Below are 15,110 nucleotides of genomic sequence, written 5' to 3'. Positions count from 1 at the left end.
TGAGTTTTGATGAGCGTCTAGGGAGTACTAGCACCCAGATGTGGCATCAGGAAATATAGCATCAGAAAAACAGTGGCGATCGCACCTTCCTCAAATTTGAATTCGGCTGATACCTTGTGCCTGAGATTGCTGATCTCGGGCCGCGTACAGGGTGTCGGCTATCGCTACAGCACCCGCGAGCAAGCATCGGCGCTGGGGTTAGTCGGCTGGGTACGCAATTTACCAGATGGTAGGGTGGAGGCGATGGTAGAGGGCGATCGCCCTCAGGTAGAGGAAATGGTGCAATGGTTTCACAGTGGCCCGCCGATGGCACAGGTGGAGGCGGTAAAGAGTGAGGATCTACCACTGCAGAAATTTCGGACATTTGAGATTCGGCGTTAGCGCCTCTTACCCAAGCAACCGGCCCAAGCAACCGGCCCAAGCAACCGGGAAGATCTCGTTACGCGCACAGAGCAATTAGCTGTCGCTGCGCTCGCACACCTACCTACACATTGATCCCTACACATTGATCCCTACACATTGATCAAAGGCGTTGCCCGCGCCCTGAAATCAGCCGACTGCAGAGCTGCCACCGCTGCTTCGGCATTTTGCACTCTAAACTGTGAACCCAATCGCACTGCCTGACGCTGATCGCGCGTGCGAATCATCGCAATCACCGGGGTCTTAGCAGCGAACTTATTCTCTCCTTGCAATACCTTGAGTACATTGCGCAGGCGATACTGTTGCTCAATGTCTCCAGCAATAGAGGGGTCTAAGTCTACCATTACCATGCGAACTGACTCAATCGGCTCGGCATCGTCAACAATCATCTGTATACGGTCATCGCGCCTGTCTACTTTACCCCAGACCATCAGGCGGGCATCGGGCTGAATGTACTGACCAATGCGGGCGTATGCTTTGGGAAACACCACGGCTTCACAGTGACCGCTGAGGTCTTCCATCTGAACGACGGCCATGGAGTCGCCTTTTTTGGTGGTGACGGGCTTGACGGTGCTGAGCATGACGATGGCGCTGAGCGTCACTTTTTCAGGCTGCTCGCTGAGTTCAGAAAGGCTAATCGGGGCGAGAATCTTAGCAGAGCGCTGAATATTTTTCAGCGGATGGTCGGAGATATAGAAGCCGAGCAGTTCTTTTTCTAGCTTGAGGCGCTCTTGCGGTTCGTAGTCTTCTACGGGTGGAGCTTTGGGAGCTGATTCAAAGGCATTGGTAGGGCCAGTGGGGGCAGCTTCGGTAGGGCTGCCGCCTGCGAGTACGTCAAACAAGTTACCCTGGCCGACTTCGCGGTCTTTGGCACGGGCCTGTGCCCATTCTACGATTAGCTCCAAATCTTTCATCAGCTGCTGACGGTTGGGTTCGAGGCTTTCAAATGCGCCAGAGAGGACCAGGGCTTCGAGGGCGCGTTTGTTGACGGAGCGAAGATCGACGCGATCGCACAAATCTGCCAAAGACTGAAAGTTACCTTCTTGATTACGCGAAGTAATTAGTGCCTCAATCGCCCCTAATCCCACGTTGCGGACCGCCGACAGACCAAAGAGAATTTGATTCTCTAACGGCGTAAAGTCTACCTCCGACTTATTCACATCCGGCGGCAATACTCGAATGCCCATGCTGATGCAGCTCGCGATGTACATCTGCACTTTGTCCTGGTCGCCGCTGATGGCCGTCAGTAGCGCCGCCATGTACTCAACCGGATAGTTCGCTTTCAGGTAGGCCGTTTGAAACGTCACAAAGCCGTAGGCTGTTGAGTGAGATTTGTTAAAACAGTACTCAGCAAACAGCACCATCTGATCAAACAGATCGTTGGCGTTCTGACGCGGAAAAGCATTCTTTCCTGCGCCTTCGATGAAGATTTCCCGGTGTTTCTCCATCTCTTTTATCTTCTTTTTACCCATTGCCCGGCGCAGTAGATCGGCCTCACCGAGTGAGTAGCCCGCCAGGTCTTGAGCGATTTTCATGATCTGTTCTTGATAGACCATAATGCCGTAAGTCTCTTTCAAGATCGGCTCTAAAATTTGGTGGGCATAGTCAATTTTCTCTCGCCCATGCTTTCGGTCAATAAATTTAGGAATTAGCCCCGCATCTAGCGGCCCCGGGCGATAGAGTGCCAGTACTGAAGAGATATCTTCTAAACCAGAGGGCTTCAAGTCTTTAACAATCTGCCGCATCCCCGAAGACTCTAGCTGAAATACGCCGGCTAGATCACCGCCAGCTAGCAGTTTGTAGGTTGCCGGGTCATCAAGCGGCAGGGCATCGAGGTCAATCTCGATATTGTGTCGTGATTCAATATGGTCTACCGCGCTTTGAATCATGGTGAGGTTGCGCAGCCCCAAGAAGTCCATCTTTAATAGACCGATCGCTTCTACATCTTCCATGTAGTACTGGGTGATGACCGAGCCGTCGTTGTTGCGCTGCAAAGGCACGATCGTATCGAGCGGCTGCTCAGAAATCACCACGCCCGCCGCGTGCATGCCAAAGGTTTTGTTGGTGCCTTCGATAGTGATGGCTGTGTCAATCCAGCGGCGAAAGGTGACGGCGGTACCAGGAATAAGCTCGCCGCTGTCGTACTTTTCTTTGAAGGTTTGATCGGGGGTGTCATCGGAGATCATCACCTCAAGCTTGGCGGGTTTACCCCGTGAAACCGGGATCAGCTTGGCGAGCTTGTCCGATTCGTTGTAGGGAATATCGAGCACGCGGGCCACGTCTTTGAGTACCGCTTTAGAAGTCATGCGGTTGAAGGTAATAATCTGAGCGACGTGGTCAGTGCCGTATTTTTCGGTGACGTATTTGATTACATCTTCACGCCGGTCAATGCAGAAGTCGGTGTCTACATCAGGCATTGACTTGCGCTCGGGGTTGAGAAACCGCTCAAACAGCAGACCGTGATGCACCGGATCAATATTAGTGATGCCCATCGCGTAGGCAACCAGTGACCCTGCTGCCGATCCTCTCCCTGGCCCGACGGGGATGTCATTGTCACGTGCGAACTTGATGTAGTCCCACACGACCAGGAAATAGGTGGCAAAGCCCATCTGGTGCATCATTTCGATCTCATATTCCATGCGATCGCGGTACTCTTCACTCACCGCCGCATAGTCTGCGATGCCCATCCGCGCGACTAGGCCATCACGCGCTACCTTTGCCATGTAGGTCTCTTTGGTATAGCCCTCCGGAATCGGAAAATTGGGAATTTGAGGATTGCCCAGAACGTGATACTCCTCAACTTTGTCGGCGACTTCTACCGTGCGCGAAACGGCATCTTCAATAACTTCAGGCGAAAGATGATCGCGAAACAGGCGGCGCATTTCGGCTGCGGACTTGAGATACTCTGTGCCGCTGTAGCGCAGGCGCTTGTCTTCTGTGATTAGCTTGCCGGTTTGAATACACAGCAGCGCGTCATGAGCCTCGACATCCACGCAGGAGATAAAGTGAGAGTCGTTAGTGGCAACAACTTTAATATCCAGTTCTTCAGCAATCCGAACGATTTCTACGTTGACAATTCGATCTTCTGGAGAGCCATGATCCTGAATTTCTAGATAAAAATCGTCGCCGAGCAGATCTTTGTACCACTGCGCTACCCGCCGCGCCACGTCCAGCCGCTTTTTTAAGATTGCCTGGGGGATTTCGCCGCCCAGGCAGGCGCTGGTGATGATTAGTCCTTCGTGGTACTGCTCTAGCAGATCTTTATTGATGCAGGGGCGCGAGAAAATGCCTTTGCCCTGAACGCCCTCTAAGTGAGAGATGGTGGTGAGCTTGACCAGGTTTTTGTAACCAACGTCATTTTTGGCCAGCACCAGCTGATGATATTTGGGGCGGCGCTCTTGCTTGGTGATGTCGCCATTGATGACGTACATCTCATTGCCGATGATGGGCTTAATGCCGTGCTTTTTGCAGACTTTTAGCAGCTCTATCGCGCCATACATAACGCCGTGATCAGTGAGGGCTATAGCCTTCATATCTAGCTCTAGCGCCCGCTCTACGAGCGGATCTATGTGGCTAGCACCATCAAGCAGGCTGTAGTCGCTGTGGATGTGCAAGCCAACAAAAGACATTGAAGATATCCTTTACAAAAACGGCAGGCTAGTACAGATCTACTTAAGTACAAATTTACTCTTTTTGGGGAGTTCGGTTCAATCCCTAGCAGGGCCGTTTGGCCTCAAGGGATCTTATTTGAGATTGCTCAGCCGCCGCTGAGTCTGCACTCATTGCTGTTGAACCAGTTTGCTTTAGTCGGACTAGGTACTACCTTCAGGTTAGTTAATTTAACCACTATATATAGCAATCTTCTCAACTTTTATTACGCCTCTACGCTATCGATAGCGATCAAAATCCACTGGCGATCGCCGCAGCTTCGAGGGGTATTTCAGTCAGGGCGCTTCATTTAAAAACCTCGGCCCAAAGACGGAGGTTTCTCACCATTGCCTTACCTAGATTAAAGGGTAAAAATGCGAACTTTTCTTGCAATTTTTCTCAGCTAAAAACTAAACCAAACGGGCTAGTTTAGGTATACTCGCATCATTACAATTTGTATTACGCCTGTAGTCCAAACCGTAGGCTCATAAAAATTTTAGACCTGCGTAGGGTCTTTCAAGCACAGATTCAGCCCAGGATAACCCTTCCATGACGGCTTCTTCGGACTCATCGCCTGCTTCGCCCGTGCCCCCTACTGCCCCTAGTCAGGCCGATTCAAGCAGGATCGCATCGCCCGAGCGAACCAGGGGCGCTTCTCTGACGGCAAGACGCCCGCCTCATAACTGGCTCAGCCTGTTGGCGCTGGCGCTGCTGGCCGCTGGCCTCGGGTTTGTGCTCTGGCGAGTATTTGCGGGACGAGGCGGCGAGCAGGAAATGCAGATGCCGCCCGCTCCGGTCGAGATGAAGCGCTTGCAGGAGGTGCCTCTAGAAGATAGCTCCGAATTTGTGGGGACGCTGGACTCGCAAGCAGGCGTCAGTTTGCAGCCTGAGGCCGATGGCCGGGTTACCCAGATTTTTGTATCGGCAGGTGATACGGTCGCGGCTGGCGACCCGATTATGCAGCTCAGCCCGGAGAGATCGCAGGCTGACTATAACGCGGCGCTGGCCAGCGTAAGCGCGGCGCGATCGGCTCGGGACTCGGCGCGAGCGCAGCTGCGGGCAGCTGAGGCACGGCAAACGGAGCTGGTAGCAGACTTACAGCTACAGCAGACTGACTATGAGCGAACGGCTACCTTGGTGGCGCAGGGCGCACTGCCGCAGGAAAATTTGGATCAGATCAGCCGCGATCGCACCGTCGCCCAGTCTGCTTTGAATTCTGCCCGTCAGGAAATCGCTGCCCTCTCCTCAAGTGTGGAGCAAGCCGGGGCTACGCTTAACCAGACCGAGGCCAATGCCAGCGCCACCCAGCAAGACCTGCTCGATAAAACCGTGACAGCACCCATTGCCGGTATTGTGGGCGACATCCCAATTAAGCTAGGCGACTATGTGACGGCGGGCAGTCAGCTTGCGACCATTACTCAAAACCAGGATCTGGAGCTAGCTGTCGCTGTGCCCATTGGCGAAGCGTCCCGGCTGCGAACGGGAATGTCCGTCGAGCTGATTCCGTTTGGTGAGGATGAGGCGATCGCCGCCGGCAACATCAGCTTTATCTCCCCCACCACCAACACCGCTACCCAAACCGTTTTAGCAAAGGCTCGTTTTTCTGCCCCCAAGCAGCCTCTGCAGGACAACCAGCGGCTGGGGGTCAGGATCATTTGGGATCAGCGCCCCGGCGTTTTAGTGCCCGCTACCGCCATTTCTCGACTCGGCGGCCAAACCTTTGTTTTTGTCCCAGGTGAACCCGATCCAGAGGCAGCTGGCACGCCGCCAGCCGGGGAGCAGCCGCCAGTAGGACAGGGCAAAGCACCTGGTGAAGCTGATGGCCCGCCGCCGATGGTGGCTCGGCTGAAGTCTGTGAAGCTCGGCGGACTGCAGGGCAACGACTATCAGGTGCTGGAAGGACTGTCGGCAGGCGATACGGTGATTACCTCCGGCCTGCTCAATCTGCGAGACGGCGTGCCGATCATGCCAGCGTCTGCCGCTGGCGAGTCTGGCCAGGCAGCAGGTGAGACAGCTGGTCCGCCGGGTTAAGACTGCGCCAGACCAGAGATCGGCTACTGGCCTCATCTCTCCAGCGCTTCCGCTCAGCACTCTACGGCTCTCTATCTCTGCGCTTTGCCAATGTTTGTTAACTACTTCATCAAGCGGCCTGTCTTTGCTACCGTCTGCGCGCTGATTATGCTGCTGATTGGGGCGGTGAGCATCCCGACGCTGCCGATCGCCCAGTATCCAGACATCAGCCCTACACAGATCAACGTTAGCTCTCGCTACATCGGCGCTGACGCAGAAACCGTAGAGCGCGGCGTCACTACCGTGATTGAGCGGCAGATCAACGGCGTCGAGGGCATTCGCTACATCACTTCTAACAGCAGCAACGATGGGGCCAGCAATATTGTGGTCACCTTCGATTCGTCCCGCGATAAAGACCTGGCTGCCGTTGATGTGCAAAACCGGGTGTCGCTGGCAGAGCCGCAGCTACCCGATGCCGTTCGTCAAACTGGGGTGACCGTCTCTAAAGAAACCAGCAGCATTTTGCTGGCGATGAGCCTTTACACCGACAACCAAGAGTACGACGATACCTTCTTGAGCAACTATGCCGATCTGTACATCGCCGATGCCCTCAGGCGGGTAGACGGGGTCGGCAATGTTCAAATTTTTGGTGAGCGCACCTACGCCATGCGGCTGTGGATTGATCCGCAGCGGCTAGCGGGCAGAGGACTCAACGCTGACGATGTAGTGACTGCCTTAGGCGAGCAAAATATCCAGGTAGGAGCCGGGCAGATCGGTCAGCAGCCCGCGCCTGACGACCAGACATTTCAAATCGACCTACGGGCAGAAAGCCGCTTGCAAAACGTCGATGAGTTTGAAGATTTGGTGCTGAGAACGGGCGATGATGGCCAGCTCATTCGTCTGCGCGACGTGGGCCGAGCTGAGCTAGGCGCAGAGCGCTACAGCTCATTTCTGCGCTTTCGCGGCAAGGAGGCCATTGGTCTGGGTATTTTCCAGCTGCCGGGCAGCAATGCCTTAGAAGTGGCAGCGGGTGTCAAAGAGACGATGGCGGAGCTGTCAGCCGATTTTCCACCGGGGATGAAATACGGCATTGGCTTTGATACGACGGAATATGTGCGGCAGTCGCTGCTGAGCGTGCTATGGACGCTGGTACAGGCCATTGGCCTGGTGGTGCTGGTGATCTACATCTTCTTGCAGGACTGGCGCACAACGATTGTTCCGGCAGTGACCATTCCAGTTTCGCTAGTAGCCACGTTCGCCATCATCAAAATCTTCGGATTTTCGATCAACAGCCTGACGCTGTTTGGCCTGACCTTGGCGACTGGCATGGTGGTAGACGATGCCATCGTGGTGGTAGAAGATATCAGTGACAAGATCAATCAGCGCGGGCTCAATCCGGTGCAGGCGTCGATTACGGCCATGGAGGAACTCACCGGGGCAGTGATTGCGACCTCGCTGGTGCTGATGGCGGTGTTTGTGCCGGTGGCCTTTTTCCCGGGGACAACCGGGGCCCTGTACCGGCAGTTTGCGCTGACGATTGCCTTTGCGATCGCTATCTCCACCTTCAATGCCCTCACCCTCACGCCTACGCTCTCGGGCCTACTGCTGCGGCCAAGGGGTGAGCTTACAGGCTGGCGAGCAAAAGTATTCACCCCGTTTAACCGGGGGTTGGACTGGGTACGCGATCGCTATGGCCGTACTCTCAATGTGCTGACTCGCTTCAAATCCGCCGTATTAGCCGCTTTTGTCGTCTCACTGGTGCTCACGGGCTGGCTCTATAGCACCGTCCCCTCCGCCTTTCTGCCCGATGAGGATCAGGGCTACTTCATCACGCTGTTTCAGGGGCCAGAAGGGGTGTCGCTGAGCTATACCAGCGATGTGATGAGCCAGGCAGAGGCACTGCTACTAGAGCAGCCAGAAGTACGGGCAACCTTTGCAGTTGGTGGCTTTGGCTTTAGCGGCAATACGGCCAACAGTGGCGTCATTTTCACAACGCTAGAGCCCTGGGGGGAGCGCCAAGCCTCTGTTTTTGACATCATCGAGCGGGTGCGCGGGCCGTTAATGGGTACAACCGAAGCGCGAGTTTTGCCAGTGAACCCACCGGCCATTCAGGGTCTCAGCAGCTTTGGTGGCTTTGAGTTTCAGCTGCAAGACCGGCGCGGCAATGCGGGTCTCGACAATTTGGTCGCCAGCATGGGGGCGATTATGGGCGCAGCTAGTCAGAACCCCCAGCTCAGCTCAGTCTTTAGCACCTACGCGGCCAGCACGCCGCAGATTGCGATCGCCGTCAACCGCGATCAGGCCAAATCGCTCAACGTCAACATCAGCGATATCTTTAGCACCCTGCAAACCAATCTGGGATCGCGCTACGTCAATGACTTTAATTTAGAAGGCCGCACTTACCGGGTCTACGTTCAGGCCGATCAGCAGTATCGTTCTACGCCTGAAGATATCAACAAGCTGTATGTGCGATCGCAGACTGACGAGCTGATCCCGATGGGCAACCTGATTACGACCACCGATACCGTCGGCGCGCAAACCATCAATCACTACAACCTGTTTCGCTCGATTGCGATCAACGGCCAGCCCGCCGAAGGCGTCAGCTCGGGCGCAGCGATTGAAGCAATGGAAAATGTGGCCGATCAGGTTCTCCCGGCAGGCTTGGGCTACGAGTGGTCAGGGACAGCCCTAGAAGAAATTGAAGGCGGCAATCAGGCTCCGATTATCTTTGGTCTGGGAATTATCCTGGTCTTCTTAGTCTTGGCCGCTCAGTACGAGAGCTATGTAGACCCGGTGATCATTCTCTTTGCGGTGCCGCTAGCGGTGTTTGGCGCACTGCTCGCTCAGACTTTGCGCGGGTTGCCCAATGACATCTACTGTCAGATCGGCCTGGTGATGCTAATTGGGCTAGCCAGCAAAAACTCCATTCTGATTGTAGAATTTGCCAACCAGCTGCGCGACCAGGGCTACTCCATCACTAAAGCCGCGTTAGAGGCGGCTCAGCAGCGGATGCGTCCCATTTTGATGACCGCTATCTCGACGCTCAGCAGTATCTTCCCGCTGGTGATTGCGACCGGGGCCGGGGCAGGTAGCCGGCAGTCTCTCGGCACAGCCGTCTTTGGTGGAATGCTGGTAGCGACGTTTCTGAGTCTGTTTGTGGTGCCGATTCTCTATATTGTGATCAAGCAGCTGAGCGATGGTCGTTCGGGGCCTCATCCTAGCAATCGCGCGACTACAGCCGCTTCAGACGGACACGCCGCGCCCTTGCCAGCCGGGGTCTATCAGGCTCGTACAGATGGCTATCAGCCACCCGGCCCGCAGGCACCTACAGCCTAGGGCCATTCTATGAGCTAGACAAGCTGTCTTTTGACCGTGCGCTCAGAAACGCGCAGTATTGAGGTGTCAGGCAGCTTATCTCTCTTTAAAATTGATGATGCCCATTTACCAGGTTTGCAAAGCTGTGGTTACCGGCGCAGCGATCGCCAGTGCCACACTACTCACCGTCAGCTGTAGCCCATCGATGGAGACACAGGCGGCGACAGACAACAATGCTGCGGTCTCTGATGCTTCTAGCGATGCCCAAAGCCAGGCGATGGATCATGGCGAGATGGATCATGGCGAAATGGATCACGGTGAAGCGGATCACGGCGAAATGGATCATGATGACGCCCATAGCCATCATGACCAAATGCTCGAAGTCCCAGCGGGAACGCCCGTCCCGGATCTCACCGTGCGCGTAGACCCCGACCCGGTGCGCGGCTGGAATCTGTACGTCGGTACGACCAATTTTGAGTTTGCCCCTGAGAAAATCAATAGCGAGAGCAGTCCGAGCGAAGGACACGCCCACCTCTATATCAACGGTGAATCGGCGCAGCGCATCTACGGCAACTGGACTCACTTAGCCGAACTCCCACCTGGCGAAAATGAACTGCGGGTCACCCTCAATGCTAACGGTCACGAAGCCTTAGCTGCTCAAGGCATCCCCATTGAAGAGACTGTTACTGTAGCCGTTGACGAACCCAATTAACCTGCTGATATCCGCTTTACCATGCCCAGCCCTTTAGACCTGTGGTTAATAGCAGCCCTGGGGTTTCTGGGGAGTTTTGGTCACTGCGTTGGGATGTGTGGCCCAGTGACTGCTGCCTTTGCGCTTTCGCATCAGCGCCAGTCTGAGCCGGGGCAATCTGATCCAGATTCGTCTACTCAAGCGCGATCAGTGCGATCGCATCTCTGGTTTCACATGCTGCTCAATCTCGGGCGGCTGCTGAGCTATGCCCTGGTCGGTGCAGGCATCGGCGCGCTGGGGTCGGTGGTGTTTGCCGGGGGGCAGATGGCGGGGGTTGGCTCGGCGCTCAGGCGCAGCATTGCTTTGCTCACAGGCGTGATGCTGATCTGGTTTGGCCTGACTCAGGCTAGCCCGGGCTTTTTGCCCGCCCTGCCCTTTCTCAACCCGGCTCAGCGGCTGCATGAGCGGCTTAATCTGGCCATGAGCGCTGTTTCTAGTCAGTCAGCTGCGCGACTAACCCCACTGCTGCTGGGCCTGCTCTGGGGGCTGATTCCCTGTGGGTTTCTTTACGCCGGGCAGCTGCGAGCTGCTGAAACTCAGAGTTGGGTGGGCGGGGCGGCGATTATGCTGGCCTTTGGGCTAGGGACGCTGCCTGCGATGTTGGCGACCGGGGTGACCACTTCGCTGCTGAGCCGCGATCGCCGTTCCCAACTTTTTCGCTGTGGGGGCTGGCTCACCGTGATTATCGGCACGCTGCTGCTAGTGCGGACAGGCGATACGATGAGCGACTACAGCGGTCATGCTGCGCTGGTCTGTCTCATTTTGGCGCTAATTGCCCGCCCGATCAGCCGCTTCTGGTCTGCGCCGCTGCGCTATCGGCGAGGGCTAGGAGTAGGGGCATTTGCGCTGAGCTGTTTACATTTGCTGCACATGGCTAGCCATACGTGGAACTGGCAGCTTCAGGCCATACAGTTTATGCTGCCCGCGCATCAGGTAGGGGTGTGGCTCGGCATGATCGCGCTACTGCTAATGCTGCCGGGGGCGCTCACCAGCTTTGATCGGGCGCAAAAGGCGCTGGGAAACCGCTGGCGCAAGCTGCATTTGCTCAGCGTTCCGGCCTTGCTGCTGGCGGCAGGGCACACGATTTTGGTGGGCTCTCAATATTGGGGGGCGGTGGTGACCTGGCAAAATCAGGGCCGGGTGGCTGGTTTACTCACCGCTGTCGGGCTAGTATTTGCGGTGCGATCGCGCTCAATTTGGTCTTTGCTTTCGGTCAAAAAACACTATGCACCTCCCCAAAGTCATCCGCGTCCGGTTTTATCTGGTGATCGCGACTGCTGCCAGTCTGATTTGCCTCGCGCTCAGTCCGATGACTAATAGCCAGCAGGCGATCGCTCACAAAGTAGAAGTCGTCGGGGAAGTCGGCGCGACTCTGCATATCGAACCCAACGACACCCCTCGCGCTGGGGAAGAAGTATTGGCCTGGTTTGCCCTCACGCAACGCGGCGGCCAGGTCATTGCTGAAGCAGACAGTCGCTGTGAGCTGGTGGTCTATGCCCAGCCCCGGACAAGCAACGCCGCCCCCGTCCTCACCCCTGCGCTCACAGCAGTCGATGCCGAAGGCTATCGGGACATTCCCGGTGCCCGCTTCACCTTTCCAAAAGTGGGAGCCTATACGCTACTGCTCAGCTGTATTCCTGAGCAAGCCGGTAATTTTGACCCCTTCGAGCTAGATTTTGAAGTGACTGTCGCCGCCGGACCAGCGGTATCAGCGCCGCCTTCTAGCGAAACTGCCGAGACAGAGGCCACCAGTACGAACGCCGCCCCCACTTCAGCCGCTGCTTCACCCGTCTCTAAATTTGTTTGGGTCGTGGGAATAGTCGGCCTAATTTTGCTCAGCGCGATCGCTGTTAGCATTTGGCAGTCACGATAAAAGCCATAATAGAAAGAGACGCTCAGACGCCCCTGCGAACGCAGGCGAGCCAGGAGAAAGCTAAACATGCATACAGCCGAAGTTCATCACGATAGTCTTTTAGACCGAATTCTTATCTGGCTGGTTTCTCGGAAAATGGCGAACGCTATTGACACCGATATGCCGACTGGCGGCTACAGCGGATTTGTCGATCTCTCTAAGCAAATCATGCAAGGGCGCAGTGCCACTGAGCAGCAGGCCGTGGTCGCTCGTGTCTTGCAGTCGCTGGTTCCGGCCCCAGTGCTGTGGATGATTCGGAAGTTTTTTTCACCGACGCGCTTGGTCTGTGTGCTAAATGCCTGGTTTGCGGCGCAGATGTTTGAGTGGCTAGTGGGGCCGTGTGAGGTGACTGAAGCGGATGTCGAGGGGCTTGATGGGGTAGTGCGATCGCAGCCCAGTGCCGTCCATATCGAAAAGTGCCGCTACCTCAAAGACAGCCAGTGCGTGGGCCTGTGCGTCAACCTGTGCAAGCTGCCCACCCAAAGCTTCTTTACTGAAAAGTTTGGCATTCCGCTGACCATGACGCCCGATTTTGAAGATCTCAGCTGCAAGATGGTGTTTGGGCAAGTGCCGCCTGCGGCGATCGCTGACCCAGCCACCGCCCAACCCTGCCTCAGCGAGTGTCCCTCAAGTAACCCATCTGCCCCTGCCTGCCCCAAACTAGATTGCTGAGCTTTGGCCCTGCGCAACATTTCTTAACCAAGGCGTTAAAATAGGGGAGATGATACCCTCGCCTGCCCGCTATGACCTCTGAAGCTAGCGCGATCGCCCCAACCACTGAAGACCAGCTCAATACCGAATCTGCCCGTTGGAAAGTCAACCTGCTCTACGACGGAGAATGTCCGCTGTGCCTACGAGAGGTCAACTTTTTGAAAAAGAAGAATGCGGGTCGCGGCATCGTGAAGTTTACAGATATCGCTGACTTGGACTATCGCCCTGAGGAAAATGGCGGTGTCGATTTTGAAACAGCGATGGGCCGCATTCACGCTGTACTTGCCGATGGCACCGTGATCAAAAATGTCGAAGTCTTTCAGCGGGTTTATGACGCCCTTGGCATCGGCTGGATATACGCCCCGACCAAATGGCCAGTCATCGGCCCTATCATCGACGGCATTTATGATAGGTGGGCCGACCTGCGCCTGTTTGTAACGGGTAGAGGCAGTCTTAATCAGGTAATCACCGAGCGAGAAGAGAGTCTATCCGGTCAGTCTTGCCAAACCGATAGGTGCCAGCTAGACGAAACCTAGCTAATGGCTGGCAAGCATTTCAGATAATCCCTTAACCCGAACTTACGTTGACTGCTCATTCAGCAAACATCTCAGCTAGGGTATCAAGAACTTCTCTCTGCGCCTCCTGCTCGATTTGACCCAGCTTTTTAACCAGCCGGGCTTTATCTATCGTGCGAATTTGATCGAGAACAATCTGCCCATCTTTACCCTGAAACTGACAAGCTACCCGAGTGGGGTACGCCTTTCCCTTTGTTGTCATTGGCGCAACGATCACCGTGGCAATATGACGATTCATTTCATTCGGGGAGATAACCACACAGGGCCGTGTCTTCCGAATTTCACTGCCGACCGTGGGGTCAAGATCAACTAAAAAAGCATCGAAACGGCTGGCTACCACTGCCATTCAGTCTGATCCCAATCGGTAACGGAGACTTCATCTAAAAGCGCATCGTCGCGCTGGGTCGCCATGTCGGCAAAGGCGTCATCCCATCCCTCTCGTGAGCGTGGCGCTGGGCGAATAATCAGATGATCGCCCTGCACTTCGATTTCTACTTCTGCGTGAACACCGCTTTGCTCTAAGAGCAGCTTAGGAATGCGAATGCCCTGGGAATTGCCAATTTTAACAATCCGGGTTCTGATAGCCGCGCCCATGTCGGGATGAGTTCCAAAACGAAATGTAATTACATTGTAGTCACGGCTTAGTGAGGCGTCAATCCGTATCTGCTTCAGAATCAGGTTGGTTAGGGATAGGGCTGTTTGATGGCGATCGCTGCCAGTGGCAAAGCAGTATTTAGATGACCCCTCACGCAGGCTACCTGAAATAGCGAGCATTCCTACTGCCCGGAACTTTCTCTCTGTAGTCAGTCACCATCTTTTGAGTTCAATCGCATTAAAAAAGCTGTTGAGACTGTTTAGCAGAGCATTGTAATGGGGATAGGCATCGTCTCCTTCGCTTTGAAGACGAGCATACAAGGTCAGCTCTGGCTCTGGTGCCAGGCGATCTTCAGGGATATCTAAGCCTGCTTCGGTTAAGCGCGTTGAGGCGATCGCCAATCGATAGAAAGCCTTGATTGCCAGCGGCGATTGCCAGCGTGAAGAGCGCTAAACACAGCGAGATTTGATGGCGTCCGCCTGCCGCACGCCGCCCGTCAGGAATATCAGCGAAGACGGCCAGAACCTTAACCTGTTTGGGCGCTGGCTCGGACTCTGACTAGGCAATGATAGCAGGGCTAGGCTTTGGGGGTAAACGCATCAGTAGGCATCAGTTCGAATATTGGCTTTGAACCTATCCTTACCAAAACTTCATTCTGAATGAAATAGCCCTGGTTCATTACGCGCATGGTGCAGTTTGCGCAGCGCGAGCAGATGAAGACACACCTGGTTTACTATCCGCCTTATCACAACAAGCATAATTCGATTGAGCGCTGTTGGGTGGCGCTAGAAACTAGTGGAATGGCGCTTTCTATATACCGTTGAAACGGCTTTACGATGGGCAGCGAACATGACCGAGAAAGGCTTCGCGCCACTTGTCGAGCTAGTCGATGCGACTTATCAGAAGGGCATCAAGGTGGCCAAAGATGAATTAGAACCCTTCGAGCAACAACGGCAGCGGTCTGAGACATTACCTAAGTGGGCCGTGACGATTGTTTCGATATAAACGGTAGGCTTATTTATTTGCGCGCCCCTTAGGTAGACAAATTTCCACCTACGTATACCTGTGAGGTGATTAGGGGCTGGCAATAAAATACATTACCGGTCATTATAAGGCGGAGTTAAGTCAGTTGAGAGAGGCTAGGGGATGCTAGATGAGCAGATGAAGGAAACC

The 15,110-nt window shown here is 55.0% G+C and carries 12 protein-coding genes and 1 pseudogene; 9 read left to right on the top strand and 4 right to left on the bottom strand.

Annotated elements, in window-relative coordinates; translation table 11 throughout:
- The first annotated feature begins 72 nt into the window (after positions 1 to 72).
- A complete protein-coding gene (locus CKL79_RS16240) occupies positions 73 to 381 on the top strand; it encodes an acylphosphatase (protein WP_240518905.1) in 309 nt (102 codons plus the stop codon).
- Between the two features lie 131 nt (positions 382 to 512).
- On the opposite strand, the gene CKL79_RS16235 is transcribed toward CKL79_RS16240, so the two are convergent.
- Positions 513 to 4,049, bottom strand: coding sequence for a DNA polymerase III subunit alpha (locus tag CKL79_RS16235; RefSeq protein WP_121970629.1), 3,537 nt, complete (start codon positions 4,047 to 4,049; stop codon positions 513 to 515).
- A 568-nt stretch (positions 4,050 to 4,617) separates the two neighbouring features.
- Here CKL79_RS16235 and CKL79_RS16230 point away from each other — a divergent pair.
- The 7 genes from CKL79_RS16230 to CKL79_RS16200 all read left to right on the top strand — a co-directional run bounded on the left by CKL79_RS16230 (position 4,618) and on the right by CKL79_RS16200 (position 13,303).
- On the top strand, positions 4,618 to 6,099 hold the full coding sequence (locus CKL79_RS16230) for an efflux RND transporter periplasmic adaptor subunit (RefSeq protein ID WP_121970628.1): 1,482 nt from the start codon (positions 4,618 to 4,620) through the stop codon (positions 6,097 to 6,099).
- Positions 6,100 to 6,189: 90 nt separating this feature from the next.
- The gene (locus tag CKL79_RS16225) at positions 6,190 to 9,414 is read left to right on the top strand and encodes an efflux RND transporter permease subunit (protein WP_121970627.1); all 3,225 of its coding nucleotides are present in this window, start codon (positions 6,190 to 6,192) and stop codon (positions 9,412 to 9,414) included.
- 94 nt (positions 9,415 to 9,508) lie between these two features.
- On the top strand, positions 9,509 to 10,105 hold the full coding sequence (locus tag CKL79_RS23505) for a hypothetical protein (RefSeq protein WP_121970626.1): 597 nt from the start codon (positions 9,509 to 9,511) through the stop codon (positions 10,103 to 10,105).
- Positions 10,106 to 10,126: 21 nt separating this feature from the next.
- Positions 10,127 to 11,461: a sulfite exporter TauE/SafE family protein gene (locus CKL79_RS16215; RefSeq protein WP_121970625.1), complete on the top strand. Its 1,335-nt coding sequence runs from the start codon at positions 10,127 to 10,129 to the stop codon at positions 11,459 to 11,461.
- Entirely contained in the window at positions 11,370 to 12,017 is a 648-nt protein-coding gene (locus tag CKL79_RS16210; protein WP_141242222.1) for a hypothetical protein, read from the top strand. The genes CKL79_RS16215 and CKL79_RS16210 overlap by 92 nt, the downstream gene beginning before the upstream one ends.
- Before the next feature lie 66 nt (positions 12,018 to 12,083).
- Positions 12,084 to 12,728: a DUF4033 domain-containing protein gene (locus CKL79_RS16205; protein WP_121970623.1), complete on the top strand. Its 645-nt coding sequence runs from the start codon at positions 12,084 to 12,086 to the stop codon at positions 12,726 to 12,728.
- Positions 12,729 to 12,799: 71 nt separating this feature from the next.
- On the top strand, positions 12,800 to 13,303 hold the full coding sequence (locus CKL79_RS16200) for a DUF393 domain-containing protein (RefSeq protein WP_121970622.1): 504 nt from the start codon (positions 12,800 to 12,802) through the stop codon (positions 13,301 to 13,303).
- A 55-nt stretch (positions 13,304 to 13,358) separates the two neighbouring features.
- Here the strand turns inward: CKL79_RS16200 and CKL79_RS16195 are convergent, their stop codons facing one another.
- From CKL79_RS16195 to CKL79_RS16185, 3 genes and pseudogenes are all read right to left on the bottom strand, one after another.
- Positions 13,359 to 13,688: a type II toxin-antitoxin system PemK/MazF family toxin gene (locus CKL79_RS16195; protein ID WP_121970621.1), complete on the bottom strand. Its 330-nt coding sequence runs from the start codon at positions 13,686 to 13,688 to the stop codon at positions 13,359 to 13,361.
- Positions 13,676 to 13,936 carry an AbrB/MazE/SpoVT family DNA-binding domain-containing protein gene (locus CKL79_RS24395; RefSeq protein WP_121970660.1) on the bottom strand — a complete coding sequence of 87 codons (261 nt, stop codon included), beginning with the start codon at positions 13,934 to 13,936 and terminating at the stop codon, positions 13,676 to 13,678. Before CKL79_RS24395 ends, CKL79_RS16195 begins: the two co-directional genes overlap by 13 nt.
- A 213-nt stretch (positions 13,937 to 14,149) precedes the next feature.
- Positions 14,150 to 14,338 (bottom strand): annotated as a pseudogene (locus CKL79_RS16185) (hypothetical protein); the annotation flags it as partial.
- Between the two features lie 394 nt (positions 14,339 to 14,732).
- Here CKL79_RS16185 and CKL79_RS16175 point away from each other — a divergent pair.
- The gene (locus CKL79_RS16175; protein WP_170944085.1) at positions 14,733 to 14,942 is read left to right on the top strand and encodes a hypothetical protein; all 210 of its coding nucleotides are present in this window, start codon (positions 14,733 to 14,735) and stop codon (positions 14,940 to 14,942) included.
- The last annotated feature ends 168 nt before the right edge of the window (positions 14,943 to 15,110 follow it).

This window comes from Leptolyngbya sp. BC1307 (genome assembly GCF_002286735.1).
Classification (GTDB): domain Bacteria; phylum Cyanobacteriota; class Cyanobacteriia; order Phormidesmidales; family Phormidesmidaceae; genus Phormidesmis.
The sequence above is the reverse complement of the archived record's forward strand: the minus strand, read 5'-3'. Positions and strand labels throughout refer to the sequence as shown.